The organism is Dickeya ananatis (assembly GCF_019464615.1).
Classification (GTDB): domain Bacteria; phylum Pseudomonadota; class Gammaproteobacteria; order Enterobacterales; family Enterobacteriaceae; genus Dickeya; species Dickeya oryzae.
The window spans coordinates 4,292,532-4,310,034 of the sequence record NZ_CP040816.1 but is presented as its reverse complement, the minus strand read 5'-3'; the positions used below and the strand labels follow the sequence as shown (position 1 = coordinate 4,310,034).

Genomic DNA, 17,503 nt, shown 5'->3' with positions numbered 1-17,503 from the left:
AGATTGGACGCTTACTCCGGCACCACCCACTCAACAAGCGTGTGGCCGGTACCGGCAGGCACCAACGCCTGATGCAGCCACGGCAGCACGCTTTTCATCTGGGATTCCAGTTTCCACGGCGGATTAATGACAATCATGCCGGAGGCGGTCATACCGTGGCGATCGCTATCTGGCAACACCGCCAGTTCGATTTGCAGAATACGGCGAATACCGGTGTCTTCCAGATCTTTGAGCAAACGTTTGATGTGCTGACGCAGCACTACCGGATACCACAGCGCATACACGCCAGTGGCAAAGCGGCGATAGCCTTCCTGAATCCCTTTCACCACCGCCTGATAATCGGTTTTCAGTTCGTAAGGCGGGTCGATCAAAATCAACCCTCGACGCGACAGCGGCGGTAACTGGGCTTTCAGTTGCTGGTAGCCGTCTTCACGCACCACTCGCGCCCGGTCGTCACGCAGAAACTCCTGACGCAGCAATGGAAAGTCGGTCGGATGCAGTTCAGTAAGATGAATTTTATCCTGCTCGCGCAGCAACTGGCGGGCAATCAGTGGCGAACCGGGGTAGTAACGCAGCTTGTCACCGGAATTATAAGAACGGACCACCTGCATGTACGGCTCCAATTCCGCCGGAATATCATTCCGCTGCCAGATACGGCCAATGCCGTCGAGGTACTCGCCAGTGCGCTCGGCATGTTCGCTCTGTAACTGATAACGGCCCGCGCCGGAATGCGTATCCAGATACAGGAACGGTTTGTCCTTCTCTTTCAGCGCATTAATGATCAGGCTCTGGACAGTGTGCTTCAGCACATCGGCATGATTGCCGGCATGAAAACTGTGGCGATAACTCAGCATAACGTATGGATTTCCGGTCAATGAGGGCGCGTTTGCCGCTAATCGCCATAGTATACCCTAAATAATTCGAGTTGCAGGCAGGCGGCGACGCAGCGAATCCCCTGGAGCTTACACAAGTAAGTGACTGGGGTGAGCGAGGAAAGCCAACACACCTGCAACTTGAAGTATGACGGGTATATAAACGGTTAGCGCCACAAAATACCCCCACAATCACCGCTATCCACCTCGGGGGAGTACAATAACTCACCTTTTTCAACGCACCTTTTACGTTATATAATATTTTATATATCGCATGTTCTGGAAACCACGCTTATGAAAAACCACTTTGGCGACGGTATTCTGGCGGGGCTACACGCCAGTACACCGCAATCGATGAATGATATCCGCCACCATTGCGATGATTATCGCCGTGGCTACGTCTGCGGTTATGCACACCAGCGTGCGTCATTGCGAGGCCGACAACAAGCCGCGTTTGAAGCCGGGCAACTGTGCCGCCGTTACGGGCTGATACGCGATATCGTGGCGGAGTTTTTTACCGATGTCAGTAACCCGTCGCTGATAGCCTGGTTTTACGCCGGTTACGATCACCCCTCCTGAGCGTCGGCATCACCGCTAACCATCGCTTTTTACCGTCGGCCTTGGCCTGTTGTGCGCCCTGCCATTGATTTTCCCCTCATTACCCCTCATGTTAAGTCATCATCAATAGATTTCAGGACTGTGCCATGACCAATCCATTACTTTCCTCCTTTATCCTGCCGCCGTTCTCCCAGATCCAGATTGAACACATCCTCCCCGCCGTACAAGCCGCACTGAACGATTGTCGCCAGACAGTCGAGCGCGTGGTGGCGCAGCCGGGGCCGTTCACCTGGGATAACCTGTGTCAGCCGCTGGCGGAAAGTGATGACAGACTGGGGCGCATTTTCTCCCCGGTCAGCCACCTGAATTCGGTGAAAAACAGCCCGGAATTGCGTAGCGCCTATGAACAATGCCTGCCGCTGCTGTCTGAATACGGCACCTGGGTGGGCCAGCATGCCGGGTTGTACCGCGCCTACCGCGAGCTGCGTGACGGCGAACATTACGCCAGCCTGAGCATCGCGCAGAAAAAAGCGGTGGATAACGCCCTGCGTGACTTCGAATTGTCCGGGATTGCCCTGCCGCCGGAACAGCAAAAACGCTACGGCGACATCGCCTCCCGCTTGTCCGAACTGGGGTCGCAGTTCAGCAACAACGTACTAGACGCCACCATGGGCTGGACCAAGCTGATAACGGATGTCAGCGAGCTGGAAGGTCTGCCGGAAAGCGCGCTGGCCGCAGCCAAAGCGCTGGCACAAGCGAAAGAACAACAGGGCTGGCTGCTGACGCTGGATATCCCAAGCTACCTGCCGGTCATGACGTACTGCGCTAATCAGGCGCTGCGTGAAGAGATGTACCGCGCCTATGTGACCCGTGCGTCAGAACAAGGCCCGAACGCCGGTAAGTGGGATAACAGCGAGGTGATGGCCGAAACGCTGGCGCTGCGTCATGAACTGGCGCAACTGCTAGGCTTTGCCAGCTTTGCTGACAAATCACTGGCCACCAAAATGGCAGAAAATCCACAGCAGGTGCTGGATTTCCTGACCGATTTGGCTAAACGCGCCCGCCCGCAAGGGGAACAGGAGCTGGCACAGCTGCGCGCGTTCGCCAAAGCACAGTTTGGCGTTGATGAGCTGAACCCGTGGGACATCAGCTATTATGCCGAACAGCAAAAACAACACCTGTATTCCATCAGCGACGAACAGCTACGCCCGTACTTCCCTGAACCGCGCGTATTGGAAGGGTTGTTCGAAGTTGTGAAACGTATTTATGGCATCACCGCCAAAGAGCGCCAGGACGTCGATGTTTGGCATCCGGAAGTGCGCTTCTTCGACCTGTTTGCCGAAGACGGTGAATTGCTGGGGAGCTTCTACCTCGATCTGTACGCCCGCGAACACAAACGCGGCGGTGCCTGGATGGACGATTGCGTCGGCCGTCTGCGCAAAGCCAACGGCGAGCTGCAAAAGCCGGTGGCGTACCTGACCTGTAACTTTAACCGTCCGATCGACGGCAAACCCGCGCTGTTTACCCACGACGAAGTCACCACGTTGTTCCACGAATTCGGCCATGGGCTGCACCATATGCTGACCCGTATCGATACCGCTGGCGTCTCCGGCATCAACGGTGTGCCGTGGGATGCCGTCGAACTGCCGAGCCAGTTTATGGAAAACTGGTGCTGGGAGCCGGATGCGCTGGCGTTTATCTCCGGTCATTACGAGACGGGCGAACCGCTGCCGCAGGACATGCTGGACAAAATGCTGGCAGCGAAAAACTATCAGGCAGCGCTGTTCATCCTGCGTCAGTTGGAGTTCGGCCTGTTCGACTTCCGTCTGCACGCCGGTTACAACCCAGCCACCGGTGCTCGCGTGCTGGAAACGCTGGCAGAGGTGAAAGCGCAGGTTTCCGTGGTGAAAAGCCCGGAATGGAATCGCTTCCCGCACTCATTCAGCCACATCTTCGCCGGTGGCTACGCCGCCGGGTACTACAGCTACCTGTGGGCCGATGTGCTGGCGGCAGACGCGTTCTCCCGTTTTGAAGAAGAGGGCATCTTCAACCGCGACACCGGCCTGTCATTCCTGGAAAACATCTTGTCTCGCGGCGGCTCCGAAGCGCCGATGGAACTGTTCAAACGCTTCCGTGGCCGTGAACCGCAACTGGATGCGATGCTGAAACACTACGGCATTCAGGGATGAAAATTGCGTTACTGACCGAAGCCGGTGCCAACCCCGAGGCACTGGCTACCCTGGCACAACGCTGGGGTCTGGAAAATGACACCGACGCCATGCTGGCGTTGGTGCTCACCCCCGAGCGACTGGAACTGCGCAAATGCGATGAACCGAAGCTCGGTGCCATCTGTGTGGATTTCGTTTCCGGCGCGATGGCGCATCGCCGCCGCTTTGGCGGCGGGCGTGGAGAGGCCGTCGCCAAAGCTGTCGGCATCAAAAAAGACTATTTGCCCGATGTGGTGGACGCGACCGCGGGCCTGGGGCGTGATGCCTTTGTGCTGGCGGCTCTCGGTTGCCGGGTGCGCATGGTGGAGCGCCACCCGGTGGTGGCAGCGTTGCTCGATGATGGCCTGCAACGCGGTTATCAGGACCCGGAGATCGGTGGCTGGCTGCAACAGCGCCTGACGCTGCTACACGCCTCCAGCATTGACGCGTTGTCTGCTATTACCCCACCACCGGACGTGGTCTATCTTGACCCGATGTTTCCCCACCGCCAGAAAAGCGCGCTGGTGAAAAAGGAGATGCGGGTGTTTCAGTCGCTGGTGGGTGCTGACAACGACGCCGACGCCTTGCTGGAACCGGCACGCCGCCTGGCAAAAAAGCGGGTCGTGGTCAAACGCCCGGATTACGCGCCACCGCTGGCAGCAGTACCGGCCCAGTCAGCGCTGGAAACCAAAAGCCACCGGTTCGATTTTTACCTGCCCATCACCCAGTAAATCTTGCGTACTGACTGCGGATGCGAGCAGATGCAGTCAGCGACCTTTTTCTGTCTTTCTGTGGCTTTTGACTGGCTTTTTCCCCTTCTCAGCACTGTCACCTCGGTCACGTTGTCGGTATAAAGATAGACGACTAACTGTTGTGGCGATATGTTAACCTTATTGCTGAATCTGCCTTGCGCACCTGCGTAACCAATCGATAAAAATAATCATGACAATAAAAAAGCTACCACTACTGGCACAAGTCTCCGCCGCTCACTGGGTAAGTCATTTCCACATGATGGTGTTACCGGCGCTGATGCCGCTGATTTCCGCACAGCGTGGCATCAGTTACGTGGAAATTGGGGTGGCGCTCGGCGTATTCAACGTTGTCTCCGCACTGGTGCAAACGCCGATTGGCTTTGCGGTTGACCGTATCGGCCCGCGTCGCACGCTGATAGCCGGGCTGACGTTGGGCAGTCTGTGTTTCTTGTCGCTCGGCGTCTTTACCAGCTACAGCTGGATGCTCATCGCCATGGCGCTGGCTGGGCTTGCCAACGCGGTATATCACCCCTCGGATTACGCCCTGCTATCACGTGGCATTGCCGAAAACCGCATGGGTCGCGCCTTCTCGGTGCATACTTTTTCCGGTTTTCTCGGCACAGCCGTCGCGCCAGCCATTTTGCTGACTGTTGCCGCCCTCACCCGTATCGAGTTCGCGCTGATCTTATCCGGCTTGCTCGGGCTGCTGACCGTACCGATGTTGCTCGGCGAACAAGAGGCATTGCCTGCCGCCAGCGCGCACGACAAAAAGACCTCTGCGCCAAAGGTCGCGGTATTTACCCTGCCCATCCTGTCGCTGCTGGTGCTGTTTATGCTGCTCAACCTGAGCACCAACTCGATTCAAAACTTCTCGGTGACCGCACTGGTGAACGGCTACGGCATGCCGCTGACCGAAGCCAACCTGGCGCTGACGGCGTTTTTGTTTACCAGCGCGTTTGGCGTATTGGCAGGCGGCTCACTGGCGGATAAAACCCGGCATCACGGGCTAGTCGCCACCGGTTCGCTGGTGGTCACGGCGGTGCTGGTCGCCATCGTCGCGGCGTCTACCCTGCCGTCGCTGGCGACCACGCTGATTCTGGGTGTGGCAGGCTTTCTCTCCGGCATGATCGCCCCATCGCGGGATATGCTGGTTCGCGCGGCATCACCGGCCGGTGCTGAAGGCCGGGTCTTCGGCGTAGTCACCACCGGCTTTAATATCGGCGGTGCCGGTGGCCCGGTGGTCTTCGGCTGGTTTCTGGACCAAGGTCATCCGTCCGCCATTTTCTGGTCGGCCGTTATCTTTATGGTGATGACCGCCGTGATGGCGTTGGCACAGGAGTGGTACAGTACAAGGCGACGGGCGCTGGCCGCATAAAGTATGTACAGCGTTAAAAAGCAGAAACCCGCGTCAAACGCGGGTTTCTGTGAGACTTACGCCAGAAGAATGGCTATCTATCAAATATCAATATTCGCTGCTTTCAGGGCGTTTTCTTCGATAAAGGCGCGGCGCGGTTCAACGGCGTCACCCATCAGGGTGGTGAACAGCTCGTCGGCGGCGATGGCGTCTTTTACCGTCACACGCAGCATACGGCGGCTTTCCGGGTCCATGGTGGTTTCCCACAACTGTTCCGGGTTCATCTCACCCAGACCTTTATAACGCTGAATAGCCAGGCCACGGCGCGACTCTTTCACCAGCCAGTCCAACGCCTGCTCGAAGCTGGCGACCGGCTGTTTACGCTCGCCACGCTCAACAAACGCGTCTTCTTCGATGAGACCACGCAGTTTCTCACCCAGTCCATTGATTTTGCGATACTCATTGCCCTGAACAAACGCCAGGTCCAGCGCGTAATCAGAATCCACGCCGTGGGTACGCACACGCAACACCGGTTCGTGGCGTTCGTTGGCATGACGCAGAATGAAGCTGTACGTGCTGCCGTGCTGCTCTTTTTCATTGAGGAACTGGATCAGCGCTTCCATCCATGACTGAGCGTCGGCCTGCGAACTCAACATGGCTTCCGTCAGCGACGGTTGATAAATCAACGCATTAAGCAGCGCACGAGGGTAACGACGCTCCATGCGATCGATCAACTTCTGCACGCTGTAGTGCTCCGCCACCAGTTTTTCCAGCGGCTCACCCGCCATTGCCGGGGCATGGGCGTTGGTGTGCAACGCGGCACCGTCCAGCGCCAGCATAATCTGGTACTGGTCCATCGCGTCGTCATCTTTGATGTACTGTTCCTGCTTGCCTTTCTTCACCTTGTACAGCGGTGGCTGGGCGATAAACACATGGCCACGCTCGATGATTTCCGGCATCTGACGATAGAAGAAGGTCAGCAGCAGCGTACGAATATGAGAACCGTCGACATCCGCATCGGTCATGATGATGATGTTGTGGTAGCGCAGTTTGTCCGGATTGTACTCGTCGCGACCAATACCACAACCCAGTGCGGTGATAAGCGTCGCCACCTCCTGCGAAGACAGCATCTTATCGAAACGCGCTTTTTCCACGTTCAGAATCTTACCTTTCAACGGCAGAATGGCCTGATTCTTACGGTTACGACCCTGCTTGGCGGAACCGCCTGCGGAGTCACCCTCCACCAGGTACAGTTCAGACAACGCCGGGTCACGCTCCTGACAGTCCGCCAGTTTGCCCGGCAGACCAGCCAGATCCAGCGCACCTTTACGACGGGTCATCTCACGGGCTTTACGTGCGGCTTCACGGGCGCGGGCGGCGTCGATGATTTTGCCAACCACGATTTTGGCGTCGCTGGGGTTTTCCATCAGGTAGTCCACCAGACGGTCGTTCATCAGCGATTCCACCGCTGATTTCACCTCTGAAGACACCAGCTTATCTTTGGTCTGGGAAGAGAATTTCGGATCCGGCACCTTCACCGATACCACTGCAATCAGCCCTTCGCGCGCGTCATCGCCGGTGGCGCTGACTTTGGCTTTCTTGCTGTAGCCTTCCTTGTCCATGTAGTTATTCAGCGTACGGGTCATGGCAGCACGGAAGCCTGCCAGATGGGTACCGCCGTCACGCTGCGGAATGTTGTTGGTAAAACAGTAAATATTTTCCTGGAAACCGTCGTTCCACTGCATGGCGATTTCCACGCCGATACCGTCTTTTTCAGCGCTGAAATAGAACACCTGCGGGTGAATGGGCGTCTTGTTACGGTTCAGGTACTCCACAAACGCCTTGATGCCGCCTTCGTAGTGGAAATGGTCGGCTTTGTTCGCTTCGCGCTCATCGCGCAGGCGGATAGACACGCCAGAGTTGAGGAACGACAATTCACGCAGGCGCTTAGCCAGAATGTCGTATTCAAACTCGACCACATTGGTGAAGGTTTCCAGACTCGGCCAGAAACGCACCGTGGTGCCGGTGGTGTCAGCATCACCGGTTACGCTCAGCGGTGCCTGCGGTTCACCATGACGGTATTCCTGACGATGAATTTTGCCTTCACGGCGGATAACCAGCTCCAGCTTCTCGGACAGGGCATTCACCACCGATACCCCTACCCCGTGCAAACCGCCGGATACTTTATAGGAGTTATCGTCGAACTTGCCGCCCGCATGCAGCACGGTCATGATGACTTCAGCAGCGGACACACCCTCTTCTTCGTGGATGCCCGTCGGAATACCACGGCCGTCATCCTGCACCGATACCGAGTTATCCGCATGAATAGTAACGACAATATCTTTACAATAGCCTGCGAGCGCTTCGTCGATAGCGTTGTCCACCACCTCGAATACCATGTGATGCAGACCGGTTCCGTCATCCGTATCACCGATATACATCCCCGGGCGTTTACGGACCGCATCCAGCCCTTTTAATACCTTGATACTTGAGGAGTCATAAGAATTCGACATCAACGTTTCTCGCTCATTTAGTCCTGTGATTGAACGGTTATTTTACCCTGTTCCACGCGGAACATCTTGCCATTTTCGCCCACCATGTCGCTAATCTGCTCAGCGGTGATGGCGCTGACGAACACCTGCGCCTGTGTTGCCTTCAACCGTTCGGCCAACAGGCGACGGCGGGTGCTGTCCAGCTCGGAGGCGAAGTCGTCGATCAGGTACAGACATTTCAGTCCGTTTTGCCGGGTCAGGAACTCGCCCTGAGCCAGCCGAAGTGCGCACATCAGCAGCTTGAGCTGACCGCGCGATAGCATATCCTCCACCGCCACGCCGCCTGCGCGGATACGAAAATCGGCCTTGTGCGGCCCCAGCGCGGTGTAGCCTAGCTGCCTGTCGCGCTCGAAATGGCGCTCCAGCAGTTCAGCGTAGTCGCTCTCTTTATCCCAGCCACGCTGGAAAGAAAAACTTAAGGAAAACTCAGGCAGAAACTGAGCGCAGGTGGACGCGATATCCGCAGCGATAGCGGCGCTATACTCAGCACGCCACTGGCTGATGCCTTCGGCCAGCGGCACCAGCTCGCGGTCCCAGGCGCGCAGTTGCCCGTAGTGACTGACCTGGCGCAACGCCGCGTTACGCTGACGCAACAGCCTTTTCAGATTACTCCAGGCGCTGAAAAAACCGGGTTCGTTGTGAAAACAGCCCCAGTCCAGAAAAGCACGGCGGTATTTAGGGCCGCCGTTCAGTAGGGTGAAACCTTCCGGGGTGATAAGCTGGATAGGCAGCAGTTGCGCCAGCTCAGCCACTTTGTGGCCGTCACTGCCGTCGATACGCACCGTGCTATCGCCGTCGCGGTTTTTACTCAACCCGACAGCGCGCTCACGCTCCTGCCCTTCGATACGGCCATGCAGAATGAATTCTGCCTGCTCATGACGAATGACCCTCGCCGCCTGAATACTGCGAAACGCCCGGCCATGCCCTAGCGTGTAAATGGCTTCCAGCACACTGGTCTTGCCGCTGCCATTCGCACCCACCAGAAAATTAAAGCCGGGAATCAGTGCCAGATCGGCCGATTCGATATTGCGGAAATCGCGGATAAGAAGACGGGTCAGCGCCATATCACAACCATTTTGCCAGATTTGTTGCCCATATCAGACCGTGTCGCGCCCTTACCGATAACAAAACCCACCACAACGCCGATAACAACACGCCGCACCCAATGGCGCGGCGTGTGACGGCAGGCAGGCGCACAGAGGATTCACAGACGCATCGGCATGACCACGTAAGCCGCCGCTTGGCTGGCTGCATCCTCAAGCTGGACACTGGATACCGAATCCGTCAGCAGCATGCGCACCTCTTCGCACTTCAGTGCATTGAGCACATCCAGCACGTAGCTGACGTTAAAGCCGATTTCCATCTCCGTACCACCGTATTCCACATCCAGAATTTCTTCCGCCTCTTCCTGTTCCGGGTTATTGGCGGTAATACGCAACTGGTTCTGGTTGAGGTACAAGCGTACGCCGCGGAATTTCTCGTTCGACAAAATGGCCGCACGGGAAAACGCCTGACGCAGTAGATCGCAACTGGCCTCCAGCGTTTTGTCCGGGTTTTTCGGTAACACGCGGCGATAATCTGGGAAACGGCCATCCACCAGCTTGGAGGTAAAGATAAAATCGCCGACATGGGCGCGAATATTATTGCTGCCAATCTGTAGCTGTAACGGTGTGTCGCCGCCATCCAGCAGACGCACCAGTTCCATCACACCTTTACGCGGCACGATAACCGAATGCGACGGCAGAGACTGACCAACCGGCATGGCGCAAACCGCCAGACGGTGACCATCGGTTGCAACAGTACGCAACTCCTCGCCACCGGTTTCAAACAACATACCGTTGAGGTAGTAACGGACATCCTGATGCGCCATCGAGAACTGGGTGGCTTCAATCAGGCGTTTTAGCGTCGCCTGCGGCAAGGTAAATTCCACCTCGCTCTGCCAGTCGTCCAGGTTGGGGAAATCCGCCGCTGGCAGTGTGGACAGGGAGAAACGGCTACGCCCGGAACGCACCAGCATCCGATCGCCTTCCAGCGTGACGGAAATCTCCGCCCCATCCGGCAGGCCACGGCAAATATCGAATAACTTGCGCGCCGGTACGGTGGTAGCGCCCGGTTCATGGGGCTGCGTCAGCGCCAGATGCGCCACCATCTCCATTTCCAGATCGGTACCGGTCAACGATAACCGGCCTTCGCTGACCTGCAACAACAGGTTGCCCAGAATCGGCAACGTCGGTCGCCCGCCCAGCGGGCTGCTGACCTGTTGCAACGGTTTTAACAGATGCTCACGCTCAACGATAAATTTCATGATGTTATGACGATAAGGTTCGGATTAAATTGGAAAAATCTTCTTTGATGTCGTGACTTTCTTCGCGCAGCTGCTCTATTTTGCGGCAGGCATGCAGCACAGTGGTATGGTCACGGCCACCGAACGCGTCGCCGATCTCCGGCAGGCTATGGTTGGTCAGTTCCTTGGCCAGCGCCATCGCCATCTGACGCGGACGGGCCACCGAACGTGAACGCCGCTTAGACAACAGGTCGGCCACTTTAATCTTATAGTACTCCGCCACCGTCTTCTGAATATTGTCGATGGTGACCAGTTTTTCCTGTAACGCCAGCAGGTCGCGCAGCGCCTCACGTACAAAATCGATAGTGATCGAACGGCCGGTAAAATTGGCGTTAGCGATGACACGATTCAGTGCACCTTCCAGCTCACGCACATTAGAACGCAGGCGTTTAGCGATAAAAAACGCCACTTCGCCGGGCAGACGGATATCATTCTCGTCCGCTTTCTTCATCAGGATCGCCACACGTGTTTCCAGCTCCGGCGGTTCGATAGCTACGGTCAACCCCCAGCCAAAGCGGGACTTGAGGCGATCTTCCACCCCATTGATCTCTTTGGGGTAACGATCCGACGTCAGGATGATCTGTTGATTGCCTTCCAGCAACGCATTAAATGTGTGGAAAAACTCTTCCTGCGAGCGCTCTTTATTGGCAAAAAATTGAATGTCATCGATCAGCAGTGCGTCCACAGAACGGTAGTAGCGTTTGAACTCTTCAATCGCGTTGTTCTGCAGTGCCTTCACCATATCCTGCACAAAACGCTCGGAATGCATATACACCACCTTGGCATTCGGCTTACGCGCCATGATGCCATTACCCACCGCGTGCAGTAGATGGGTTTTACCCAGACCAGTACCGCCATACAGAAACAGTGGGTTATACGCGCCACCAGGATTATCCGCCACCTGGCGCGCCGCCGCGCGGGCCAACTGGTTGGATTTACCTTCCACGAAATTATCGAAGGTATGCTTGGGGTTCACGTTGGAACGATAGGTGTGTTCAGCCGGTGCCGATGGGGTTTCCCAACTCGGGCGCACTGGTGACGCCGCACGCGTCTGGGGAACCGCTACGGTAGCATTATGGTTGCCGACGGGGACGGCAACCGGCGCGGCAGGCTTACTGCCGACTTCGAAACGTAGCAACGGCGCATCCATGCCGCAGAAATCATTCAACAATCCATTGATATTATTGATGTATTTATCGCGCACCCAATCCAACACAAAGCGGTTCGGGGCGTAAAGCGCCAGAGTGTTGTCACTCAGTTCCGCCTGCAACGGGCGTATCCACATACTGAATTCTGTGGCAGGTAACTCATCCTGCAAACGGGCAAGACACTGCTGCCAAAGCGAAAGTGACACGGCGGACTCCACTCGAACAAGGTCAATCAAGAAAAGGAACAGACGTTAGTTATGTAACTCATGATTTTTCAGGCACCCGGCTGCGCATGGACACGACTACGCCGGGGTGCGCCGCGCATAAGGCGGCTTTACCGTGACGATCCCGATCCAGAGATCGCTAGCGGGACGGCGGATCATAACCTAAACCACGAAAGAGATCTCCCCTTTCTACACAGTTTCGATCCTTTTTATCCACAGGCTCTTCTTATAGTCTGTGTCAAATTCCGCTTTTATTACGGGATACCCATAAGGTTACCCACAACCTGCCCCGGATCCCTTGCGGGTAGTAAGCATAGACGTAATCGACTCGATCAGCGGTGACGCGGATCATGATCCCGCAGACAGGATCGCTGAGGGATCCTTGCGCTTTATCGCAGAGTCCGTATAATTCGCGGCCTGCGCGTAGCGCCTGTTTTCTGTGCTGAGCAGCTCATTTTATGTGCTGAACAAACAGAAAATCCGGGACCACCGGGAAGTTTCAGGCGGGTAAAACGCGGATGTTAATTGACTCGGGGCTGTACAATTATTACAATCCCGCCTCTTTATTATGCGATAGAGGCGTCGGTCACTTTTCACGCCGAGTAGCCAAACGCGTTTACTGTGAAGTCTTAAATCAAGTTTAGGTAGAAATCGCCATGAAACGCACTTTCCAACCGTCCGTATTGAAGCGTAACCGTAGCCACGGTTTCCGTGCTCGTATGGCCACTAAAAATGGTCGTCAGGTTCTGGCCCGCCGTCGTGCGAAAGGCCGTGCTCGTCTGACTGTTTCCAAGTAATAAAAGCTAACCCTTCGAGTGGTTACGCTCGCTTTTCCCAGGGAGTTACGTCTGTTAACTCCCAGCCATTTCTCTTTCGTCTTCCAGCAGCCTCAACGGGCCGGCACGCCGCAGATTACCATCCTCGGTCGCCCGAATACGCTGGGACACCCTCGTATTGGCCTCACCGTCGCAAAAAAGCACGTCAGACGGGCTCATGAACGTAATCGTATCAAGCGCCTGACACGTGAAAGTTTTCGTTTGCGTCAACACGAGCTGCCCGCGATGGATTTTGTCGTCATCGCTAAAAAAGGGGTGTCTGAACTGGATAACCGTACGCTAACGGAAGCGTTGGAAAAATTATGGCGCCGTCACTGTCGTTTGGCTCACGCCTGCTGATCGGCCTGATACGCGGGTATCAACGCTTTATCAGTCCGCTACTTGGACCGCACTGCCGCTTTCAGCCGTCGTGCTCCCAATATGGCATTGAAGCAATACGCCGGTTCGGCATGATAAAAGGCTGTTGGTTGACGCTCAAACGCGTATTAAAATGCCACCCTTTGAACCCTGGTGGTGATGATCCCGTACCGCCAAAACCCGACAATAACAGAGAACATTAACGATGGATTCGCAACGCAATCTTCTTGTCATCGCTCTGCTATTCGTGACGTTCATGATCTGGCAGCAGTGGGAAACGGACAAAAATCCACCCGCGGCCACCCAGACCACGCAACAGGCGAATGGCGCTGTAGGCGATGCAGCCAACCAGGGCGTACCAGCCAGCGGTCAGGGTAAACTGATCACCGTGAAAACCGACGTGTTGTCGCTGAACATCAACACTCGCGGCGGTGACATTGAAGAAGCCGACCTGCTGGCTTACCCGGCAGAACTGGGCTCCAACCAGCCGTTCAAACTGCTGGAAACCACCCCGGCCTTCACTTACCAAGCACAAAGCGGCCTGACTGGTAAAAACGGCCCGGACAACCCGGCTAACGGTTCACGTCCGCTGTATACCGCCTCGGCGGATCGCTTTGAGCTGGCCGCAGGCCAGAACGAACTGCGTATTCCGTTGACCTATACCGATGCTAACGGTGTCAGCTTCACCAAAACCTTCGTGTTAAAACGTGGTGAGTACGCGCTGAACGTGGAATACAGTGTCAACAACACCAGTGCACAGCCGCTGGAACTGACGCTGTTCGGCCAGTTGAAGCAATCTATCGATTTGCCGTCACACCGCGACACCGGCAGCAATAACTTTGCTCTGCACACTTACCGTGGCGCAGCGTTCTCTTCCAGCGACGATAAATATCGCAAATACAGCTTTAGCGATATGAAAGAGAACCTGAACATCAACACACAGGGTGGCTGGGTTGCGATGCTGCAACAGTATTTCGCTACCGCCTGGGTGCCAAACGCTGCCGCGAGCAATACGTTTTACAGCGCCAACCTTGGCAATGGCTTAGCCGCTATCGGCTTTAAGTCGCCTTCTGTTGTTGTACAGCCGGGTAGCCAGCAGAACCTGAACGCCACCTTGTGGGTTGGCCCGGAAATTCAGGACAAAATGGCCGCCGTTGCACCGCATCTGGACCTGACCGTAGATTACGGTTGGTTGTGGTTCATCTCCCAACCGCTGTTTAAGCTGCTGAAATTCCTGCACGGCTTCATCGGCAACTGGGGCTTCTCCATCATTGCCATCACCTTTATCGTGCGCGGCATCATGTACCCGCTGACCAAAGCGCAGTACACCTCGATGGCGAAAATGCGCATGCTGCAACCAAAATTGCAGGCAATGCGTGAGCGTATCGGTGACGATAAACAGCGTATGAGTCAGGAAATGATGGCGCTGTACAAGGCAGAGAAAGTGAACCCGCTGGGTGGTTGCTTCCCGCTGGTCATCCAGATGCCTATCTTCCTGGCGTTGTACTACATGCTGATGGGCTCGGTGGAACTGCGTCACGCGCCGTTCGCACTGTGGATTCATGACCTCTCGGCGCAGGACCCGTACTACGTGCTGCCGATCCTGATGGGTCTGACCATGTTCTTCATTCAGAAGATGTCGCCGACCACGGTCACCGATCCGATGCAGCAGAAGATCATGACCTACATGCCGGTTATCTTCACTGTGTTCTTCCTGTGGTTCCCGTCAGGTCTGGTACTGTACTATATCGTCAGCAACCTGGTGACCATCGCCCAGCAGCAGTTGATTTACCGAGGGCTGGAAAAACGCGGGCTGCACAGCCGCGAGAAAAAGTAACCGGTTGATTGCCCAATCAATCTCATTATGAGGCGGTCACTGACCGCCTCATTTTTTTACCGTAAGACAACCCCGTAACCGTGCCTGAAAACAGGCGAAAAGGCAGAGAGAACACCATGAGCCATACCGACACCATCGTTGCCCAAGCCACCCCGCCGGGACGCGGCGGCGTAGGTATTCTGCGCATCTCCGGCCGCCAAGCCTCAGCGGTAGCACAAGCCGTACTGGGTAAGCTGCCTAAACCACGTTACGCCGATTACCTGCCTTTCCATGACGTCGATGGCAGCGTGCTCGATCAAGGCATTGCCCTGTGGTTCCCCGGCCCGAACTCCTTTACAGGTGAAGACGTGCTGGAATTACAAGGTCACGGTGGCCCGGTGATCCTCGACCTGCTGCTCAAGCGCGTCGTGGCACTGCCGGATGTGCGCATCGCCCGCCCCGGCGAATTCTCCGAACGGGCGTTTTTAAACGACAAACTGGATCTGGCGCAAGCCGAAGCGATTGCCGACCTGATCGACGCCAGTTCTGAGCAGGCGGCCCGTTCCGCCGTCAACTCGCTGCAAGGTGTCTTCTCCTCCCGCGTTCATCAACTGGTGGAAGCACTCACTCACCTTCGAATCTATGTGGAAGCAGCGATTGATTTCCCCGATGAGGAGATCGATTTTCTCTCCGACGGCAAAATCGAGGCCATGCTCAATGCAGTAATAAGCGATCTGGAAGGTGTTCGTGGCGAAGCGCGGCAGGGCAGCCTGTTACGTGAAGGGATGAAAGTGGTGATTGCTGGCCGACCCAACGCCGGTAAATCCAGCCTGCTGAATGCGCTGGCCGGGCGTGATGCCGCTATCGTCACCGATATCGCCGGTACCACGCGCGATGTGCTGCGTGAGCATATTCACATCGATGGTATGCCGCTGCATATCATTGATACAGCCGGGCTGCGCGAAGCCAGCGACGAAGTAGAACGTATCGGTATTGAACGAGCGTGGCAGGAAATCGAACAGGCCGACCGGGTACTGTTTATGGTGGATGGCACCACCACCGACGCGGTAGAACCAGCGGCTATCTGGCCAGAATTTATGGCAAGACTACCAAGCCGATTGCCGATCACCGTCGTGCGTAACAAAGCAGATGTCACCGGCGAGCCGCTAGGTATTGAAGAGGTAAATACTTACTCACTTATCCGCCTTTCCGCCCGAACGGGTGACGGTGTAGACCTGCTGCGTGACCACCTCAAACAAAGCATGGGATTTACCAGCAACACCGAAGGGGGCTTCCTGGCCCGCCGTCGTCACTTGCAGGCGCTGGAACAAGCAGCGCAGCATCTGCAGCAAGGCCACGAACAACTGGTCAGTGCCTACGCCGGTGAACTGCTGGCCGAAGAACTTCGACTGGCACAGCAGGCGTTAAGTGAAATCACCGGTGAATTCACCTCCGACGATCTGCTGGGGCGAATTTTTTCCAGTTTTTGTATTGGGAAGTGACATAGACGTACTCCCACCCAAAAACGTCCGGCGCCACTCGCCGGGCGTGACGTTAAACTGGCGGCGGAAGTGCTGACGCAGTGACGCTGCGGTGCCGAAGCCAACCTGTTCGGCGATAGCCTCGATCGACAACGTGGTGGATTCCAGCAATGTCTGGCTTTGTTGCAGACGCTCGGCCATCAGCCATTCACCGACCGACATCCCGGTAGCCTTGTGAAACTGTCGGGTGAACGTGCGACGGCTCATTAGCGTCCGGCGCGCCAGGTCGTCGAGATGATAAGAATGGTCGAGGCGGCTTCTCAGGTAATCCAGTAGCGCGTTGATTCTGGCGTCCTGCGTCGATGTCGGCATCGGCCGCTCGATGAACTGTGCCTGACCGCCTTCACGATGCGGGGGGATCACCATTCTTCTGGCGATTTTATTGGCGATGACACTACCGTGGTACTTTCTGACCACATGCAGGCAACAATCCAGACCAGCGGCCGTCCCTGCCGAAGTGATAAGCCGCTCGTCTTCCACGTATAACGCCTGTGTATCCAGCCGTACATCCGGAAAGCGCTGCTGAAAATCCTGCGCGAACTCCCAGTGTGTCGCGGCGTTACGCTGCGTAAGCAGCCCGGCCCAGGCCAGTACATAGGTGCCCAGACACAGCCCAACCAACAGACTGCCACGCGCATAGGCCTCGGCTAACGCCTCCAGCAACGCCGGATTCGGTGTTTCCTGTGGGTTACGCCAGTAAGGCACCACCACGATATCAGCTTGCGCCAACGTATCCAGCCCGAACGGGGTATCAATCTGCAACCCTTGTGCGGAACGCAACACCCCCTCTTCACCGGCGCAAAGACGCAACCTGAATAACGGTTGTCCCGGCAGTACATCGCCGAAAATCATACAGGGCACCGATAAATGAAACGGGCTGAACTGATCACTGGCGACCACTGCGACCGACGGAATAGGCTTACTCATATTACGTTCCTCCTG

The 17,503-nt window shown here is 56.2% G+C and carries 15 protein-coding genes; 9 read left to right on the top strand and 6 right to left on the bottom strand.

Annotated features, from left to right (window positions below; genetic code table 11):
• Nucleotides 1–11: 11 nt before the first annotated feature.
• Nucleotides 12–854 carry a 23S rRNA (adenine(2030)-N(6))-methyltransferase RlmJ gene (locus tag FGI04_RS19215; protein ID WP_342699135.1) on the bottom strand — a complete coding sequence of 281 codons (843 nt, stop codon included), beginning with the start codon at nucleotides 852–854 and terminating at the stop codon, nucleotides 12–14.
• A gap of 312 nt (nucleotides 855–1,166) precedes the next feature.
• On the opposite strand from FGI04_RS19215, the gene FGI04_RS19210 reads away from it, so the two are divergent.
• The 4 genes from FGI04_RS19210 (at nucleotide 1,167) to FGI04_RS19195 (ending at nucleotide 5,764) form a co-directional block, all read left to right on the top strand.
• On the top strand, nucleotides 1,167–1,451 hold the full coding sequence (locus tag FGI04_RS19210) for a DUF2623 family protein (protein ID WP_226511516.1): 285 nt from the start codon (nucleotides 1,167–1,169) through the stop codon (nucleotides 1,449–1,451).
• A 125-nt stretch (nucleotides 1,452–1,576) separates the two neighbouring features.
• Entirely contained in the window at nucleotides 1,577–3,619 is a 2,043-nt protein-coding gene (gene prlC / locus FGI04_RS19205) for an oligopeptidase A (RefSeq protein WP_342699136.1), read from the top strand.
• A complete protein-coding gene (gene rsmJ / locus FGI04_RS19200) occupies nucleotides 3,616–4,368 on the top strand; it encodes a 16S rRNA (guanine(1516)-N(2))-methyltransferase RsmJ (protein ID WP_342699137.1) in 753 nt (250 codons plus the stop codon). The genes prlC and rsmJ overlap by 4 nt, the downstream gene beginning before the upstream one ends.
• A 211-nt stretch (nucleotides 4,369–4,579) precedes the next feature.
• Nucleotides 4,580–5,764, top strand: coding sequence for an MFS transporter (locus tag FGI04_RS19195; protein ID WP_407337121.1), 1,185 nt, complete (start codon nucleotides 4,580–4,582; stop codon nucleotides 5,762–5,764).
• Between the two features lie 80 nt (nucleotides 5,765–5,844).
• On the opposite strand, the gene gyrB is transcribed toward FGI04_RS19195, so the two are convergent.
• The 4 genes from gyrB to dnaA all read right to left on the bottom strand — a co-directional run bounded on the left by gyrB (nucleotide 5,845) and on the right by dnaA (nucleotide 12,005).
• Complete coding sequence (gene gyrB / locus FGI04_RS19190; protein ID WP_342699139.1) at nucleotides 5,845–8,256, bottom strand: DNA topoisomerase (ATP-hydrolyzing) subunit B; 2,412 nt, start codon at nucleotides 8,254–8,256, stop codon at nucleotides 5,845–5,847.
• Between the two features lie 17 nt (nucleotides 8,257–8,273).
• Nucleotides 8,274–9,359 carry a DNA replication/repair protein RecF gene (gene recF / locus FGI04_RS19185; protein ID WP_016941621.1) on the bottom strand — a complete coding sequence of 362 codons (1,086 nt, stop codon included), beginning with the start codon at nucleotides 9,357–9,359 and terminating at the stop codon, nucleotides 8,274–8,276.
• Between the two features lie 140 nt (nucleotides 9,360–9,499).
• On the bottom strand, nucleotides 9,500–10,600 hold the full coding sequence (gene dnaN, locus FGI04_RS19180) for a DNA polymerase III subunit beta (RefSeq protein WP_012882754.1): 1,101 nt from the start codon (nucleotides 10,598–10,600) through the stop codon (nucleotides 9,500–9,502).
• Nucleotides 10,601–10,604: 4 nt separating this feature from the next.
• Nucleotides 10,605–12,005 carry a chromosomal replication initiator protein DnaA gene (gene dnaA, locus FGI04_RS19175; RefSeq protein WP_248589732.1) on the bottom strand — a complete coding sequence of 467 codons (1,401 nt, stop codon included), beginning with the start codon at nucleotides 12,003–12,005 and terminating at the stop codon, nucleotides 10,605–10,607.
• A 662-nt stretch (nucleotides 12,006–12,667) separates the two neighbouring features.
• Between dnaA and rpmH the strand changes: the two genes are divergently transcribed.
• The 5 genes from rpmH to mnmE all read left to right on the top strand — a co-directional run bounded on the left by rpmH (nucleotide 12,668) and on the right by mnmE (nucleotide 16,522).
• Nucleotides 12,668–12,808 carry a 50S ribosomal protein L34 gene (gene rpmH, locus FGI04_RS19170; protein WP_000831330.1) on the top strand — a complete coding sequence of 47 codons (141 nt, stop codon included), beginning with the start codon at nucleotides 12,668–12,670 and terminating at the stop codon, nucleotides 12,806–12,808.
• Between the two features lie 18 nt (nucleotides 12,809–12,826).
• Nucleotides 12,827–13,186 carry a ribonuclease P protein component gene (rnpA, locus tag FGI04_RS19165; RefSeq protein ID WP_012886808.1) on the top strand — a complete coding sequence of 120 codons (360 nt, stop codon included), beginning with the start codon at nucleotides 12,827–12,829 and terminating at the stop codon, nucleotides 13,184–13,186.
• Nucleotides 13,150–13,407, top strand: a complete 258-nt coding sequence (gene yidD, locus FGI04_RS19160) for a membrane protein insertion efficiency factor YidD (protein ID WP_012886807.1) — start codon at nucleotides 13,150–13,152, stop codon at nucleotides 13,405–13,407. The genes rnpA and yidD overlap by 37 nt, the downstream gene beginning before the upstream one ends.
• A gap of 2 nt (nucleotides 13,408–13,409) precedes the next feature.
• Entirely contained in the window at nucleotides 13,410–15,041 is a 1,632-nt protein-coding gene (gene yidC, locus FGI04_RS19155) for a membrane protein insertase YidC (protein ID WP_016941623.1), read from the top strand.
• Nucleotides 15,042–15,157: 116 nt separating this feature from the next.
• Nucleotides 15,158–16,522, top strand: coding sequence for a tRNA uridine-5-carboxymethylaminomethyl(34) synthesis GTPase MnmE (gene mnmE / locus FGI04_RS19150; RefSeq protein WP_407274287.1), 1,365 nt, complete (start codon nucleotides 15,158–15,160; stop codon nucleotides 16,520–16,522).
• Here the strand turns inward: mnmE and FGI04_RS19145 are convergent.
• Nucleotides 16,445–17,488 (bottom strand): GlxA family transcriptional regulator, encoded by a 1,044-nt coding sequence (locus tag FGI04_RS19145; protein ID WP_407337120.1) that lies wholly within the window; start codon nucleotides 17,486–17,488, stop codon nucleotides 16,445–16,447. The genes mnmE and FGI04_RS19145 overlap by 78 nt on opposite strands.
• Between the last annotated feature and the right edge of the window lie 15 nt (nucleotides 17,489–17,503).

Excerpts from the sequence above, each read along its gene's own strand:
- FGI04_RS19215 (WP_342699135.1), bottom strand. The coding sequence starts at position 854 with ATGCTGAGTTATCGCCACAGTTTTCATGCCGGCAATCATGCCGATGTG.
- FGI04_RS19210 (WP_226511516.1), top strand. The coding sequence starts at position 1,167 with ATGAAAAACCACTTTGGCGACGGTATTCTGGCGGGGCTACACGCCAGT.
- prlC (WP_342699136.1), top strand. The coding sequence starts at position 1,577 with ATGACCAATCCATTACTTTCCTCCTTTATCCTGCCGCCGTTCTCCCAG.
- rsmJ (WP_342699137.1), top strand. The coding sequence starts at position 3,616 with ATGAAAATTGCGTTACTGACCGAAGCCGGTGCCAACCCCGAGGCACTG.
- FGI04_RS19195 (WP_407337121.1), top strand. The coding sequence starts at position 4,580 with ATGACAATAAAAAAGCTACCACTACTGGCACAAGTCTCCGCCGCTCAC.
- gyrB (WP_342699139.1), bottom strand. The coding sequence starts at position 8,256 with ATGTCGAATTCTTATGACTCCTCAAGTATCAAGGTATTAAAAGGGCTG.
- recF (WP_016941621.1), bottom strand. The coding sequence starts at position 9,359 with ATGGCGCTGACCCGTCTTCTTATCCGCGATTTCCGCAATATCGAATCG.
- dnaN (WP_012882754.1), bottom strand. The coding sequence starts at position 10,600 with ATGAAATTTATCGTTGAGCGTGAGCATCTGTTAAAACCGTTGCAACAG.
- rpmH (WP_000831330.1), top strand. The coding sequence starts at position 12,668 with ATGAAACGCACTTTCCAACCGTCCGTATTGAAGCGTAACCGTAGCCAC.
- yidD (WP_012886807.1), top strand. The coding sequence starts at position 13,150 with ATGGCGCCGTCACTGTCGTTTGGCTCACGCCTGCTGATCGGCCTGATA.
- yidC (WP_016941623.1), top strand. The coding sequence starts at position 13,410 with ATGGATTCGCAACGCAATCTTCTTGTCATCGCTCTGCTATTCGTGACG.
- mnmE (WP_407274287.1), top strand. The coding sequence starts at position 15,158 with ATGAGCCATACCGACACCATCGTTGCCCAAGCCACCCCGCCGGGACGC.
- FGI04_RS19145 (WP_407337120.1), bottom strand. The coding sequence starts at position 17,488 with ATGAGTAAGCCTATTCCGTCGGTCGCAGTGGTCGCCAGTGATCAGTTC.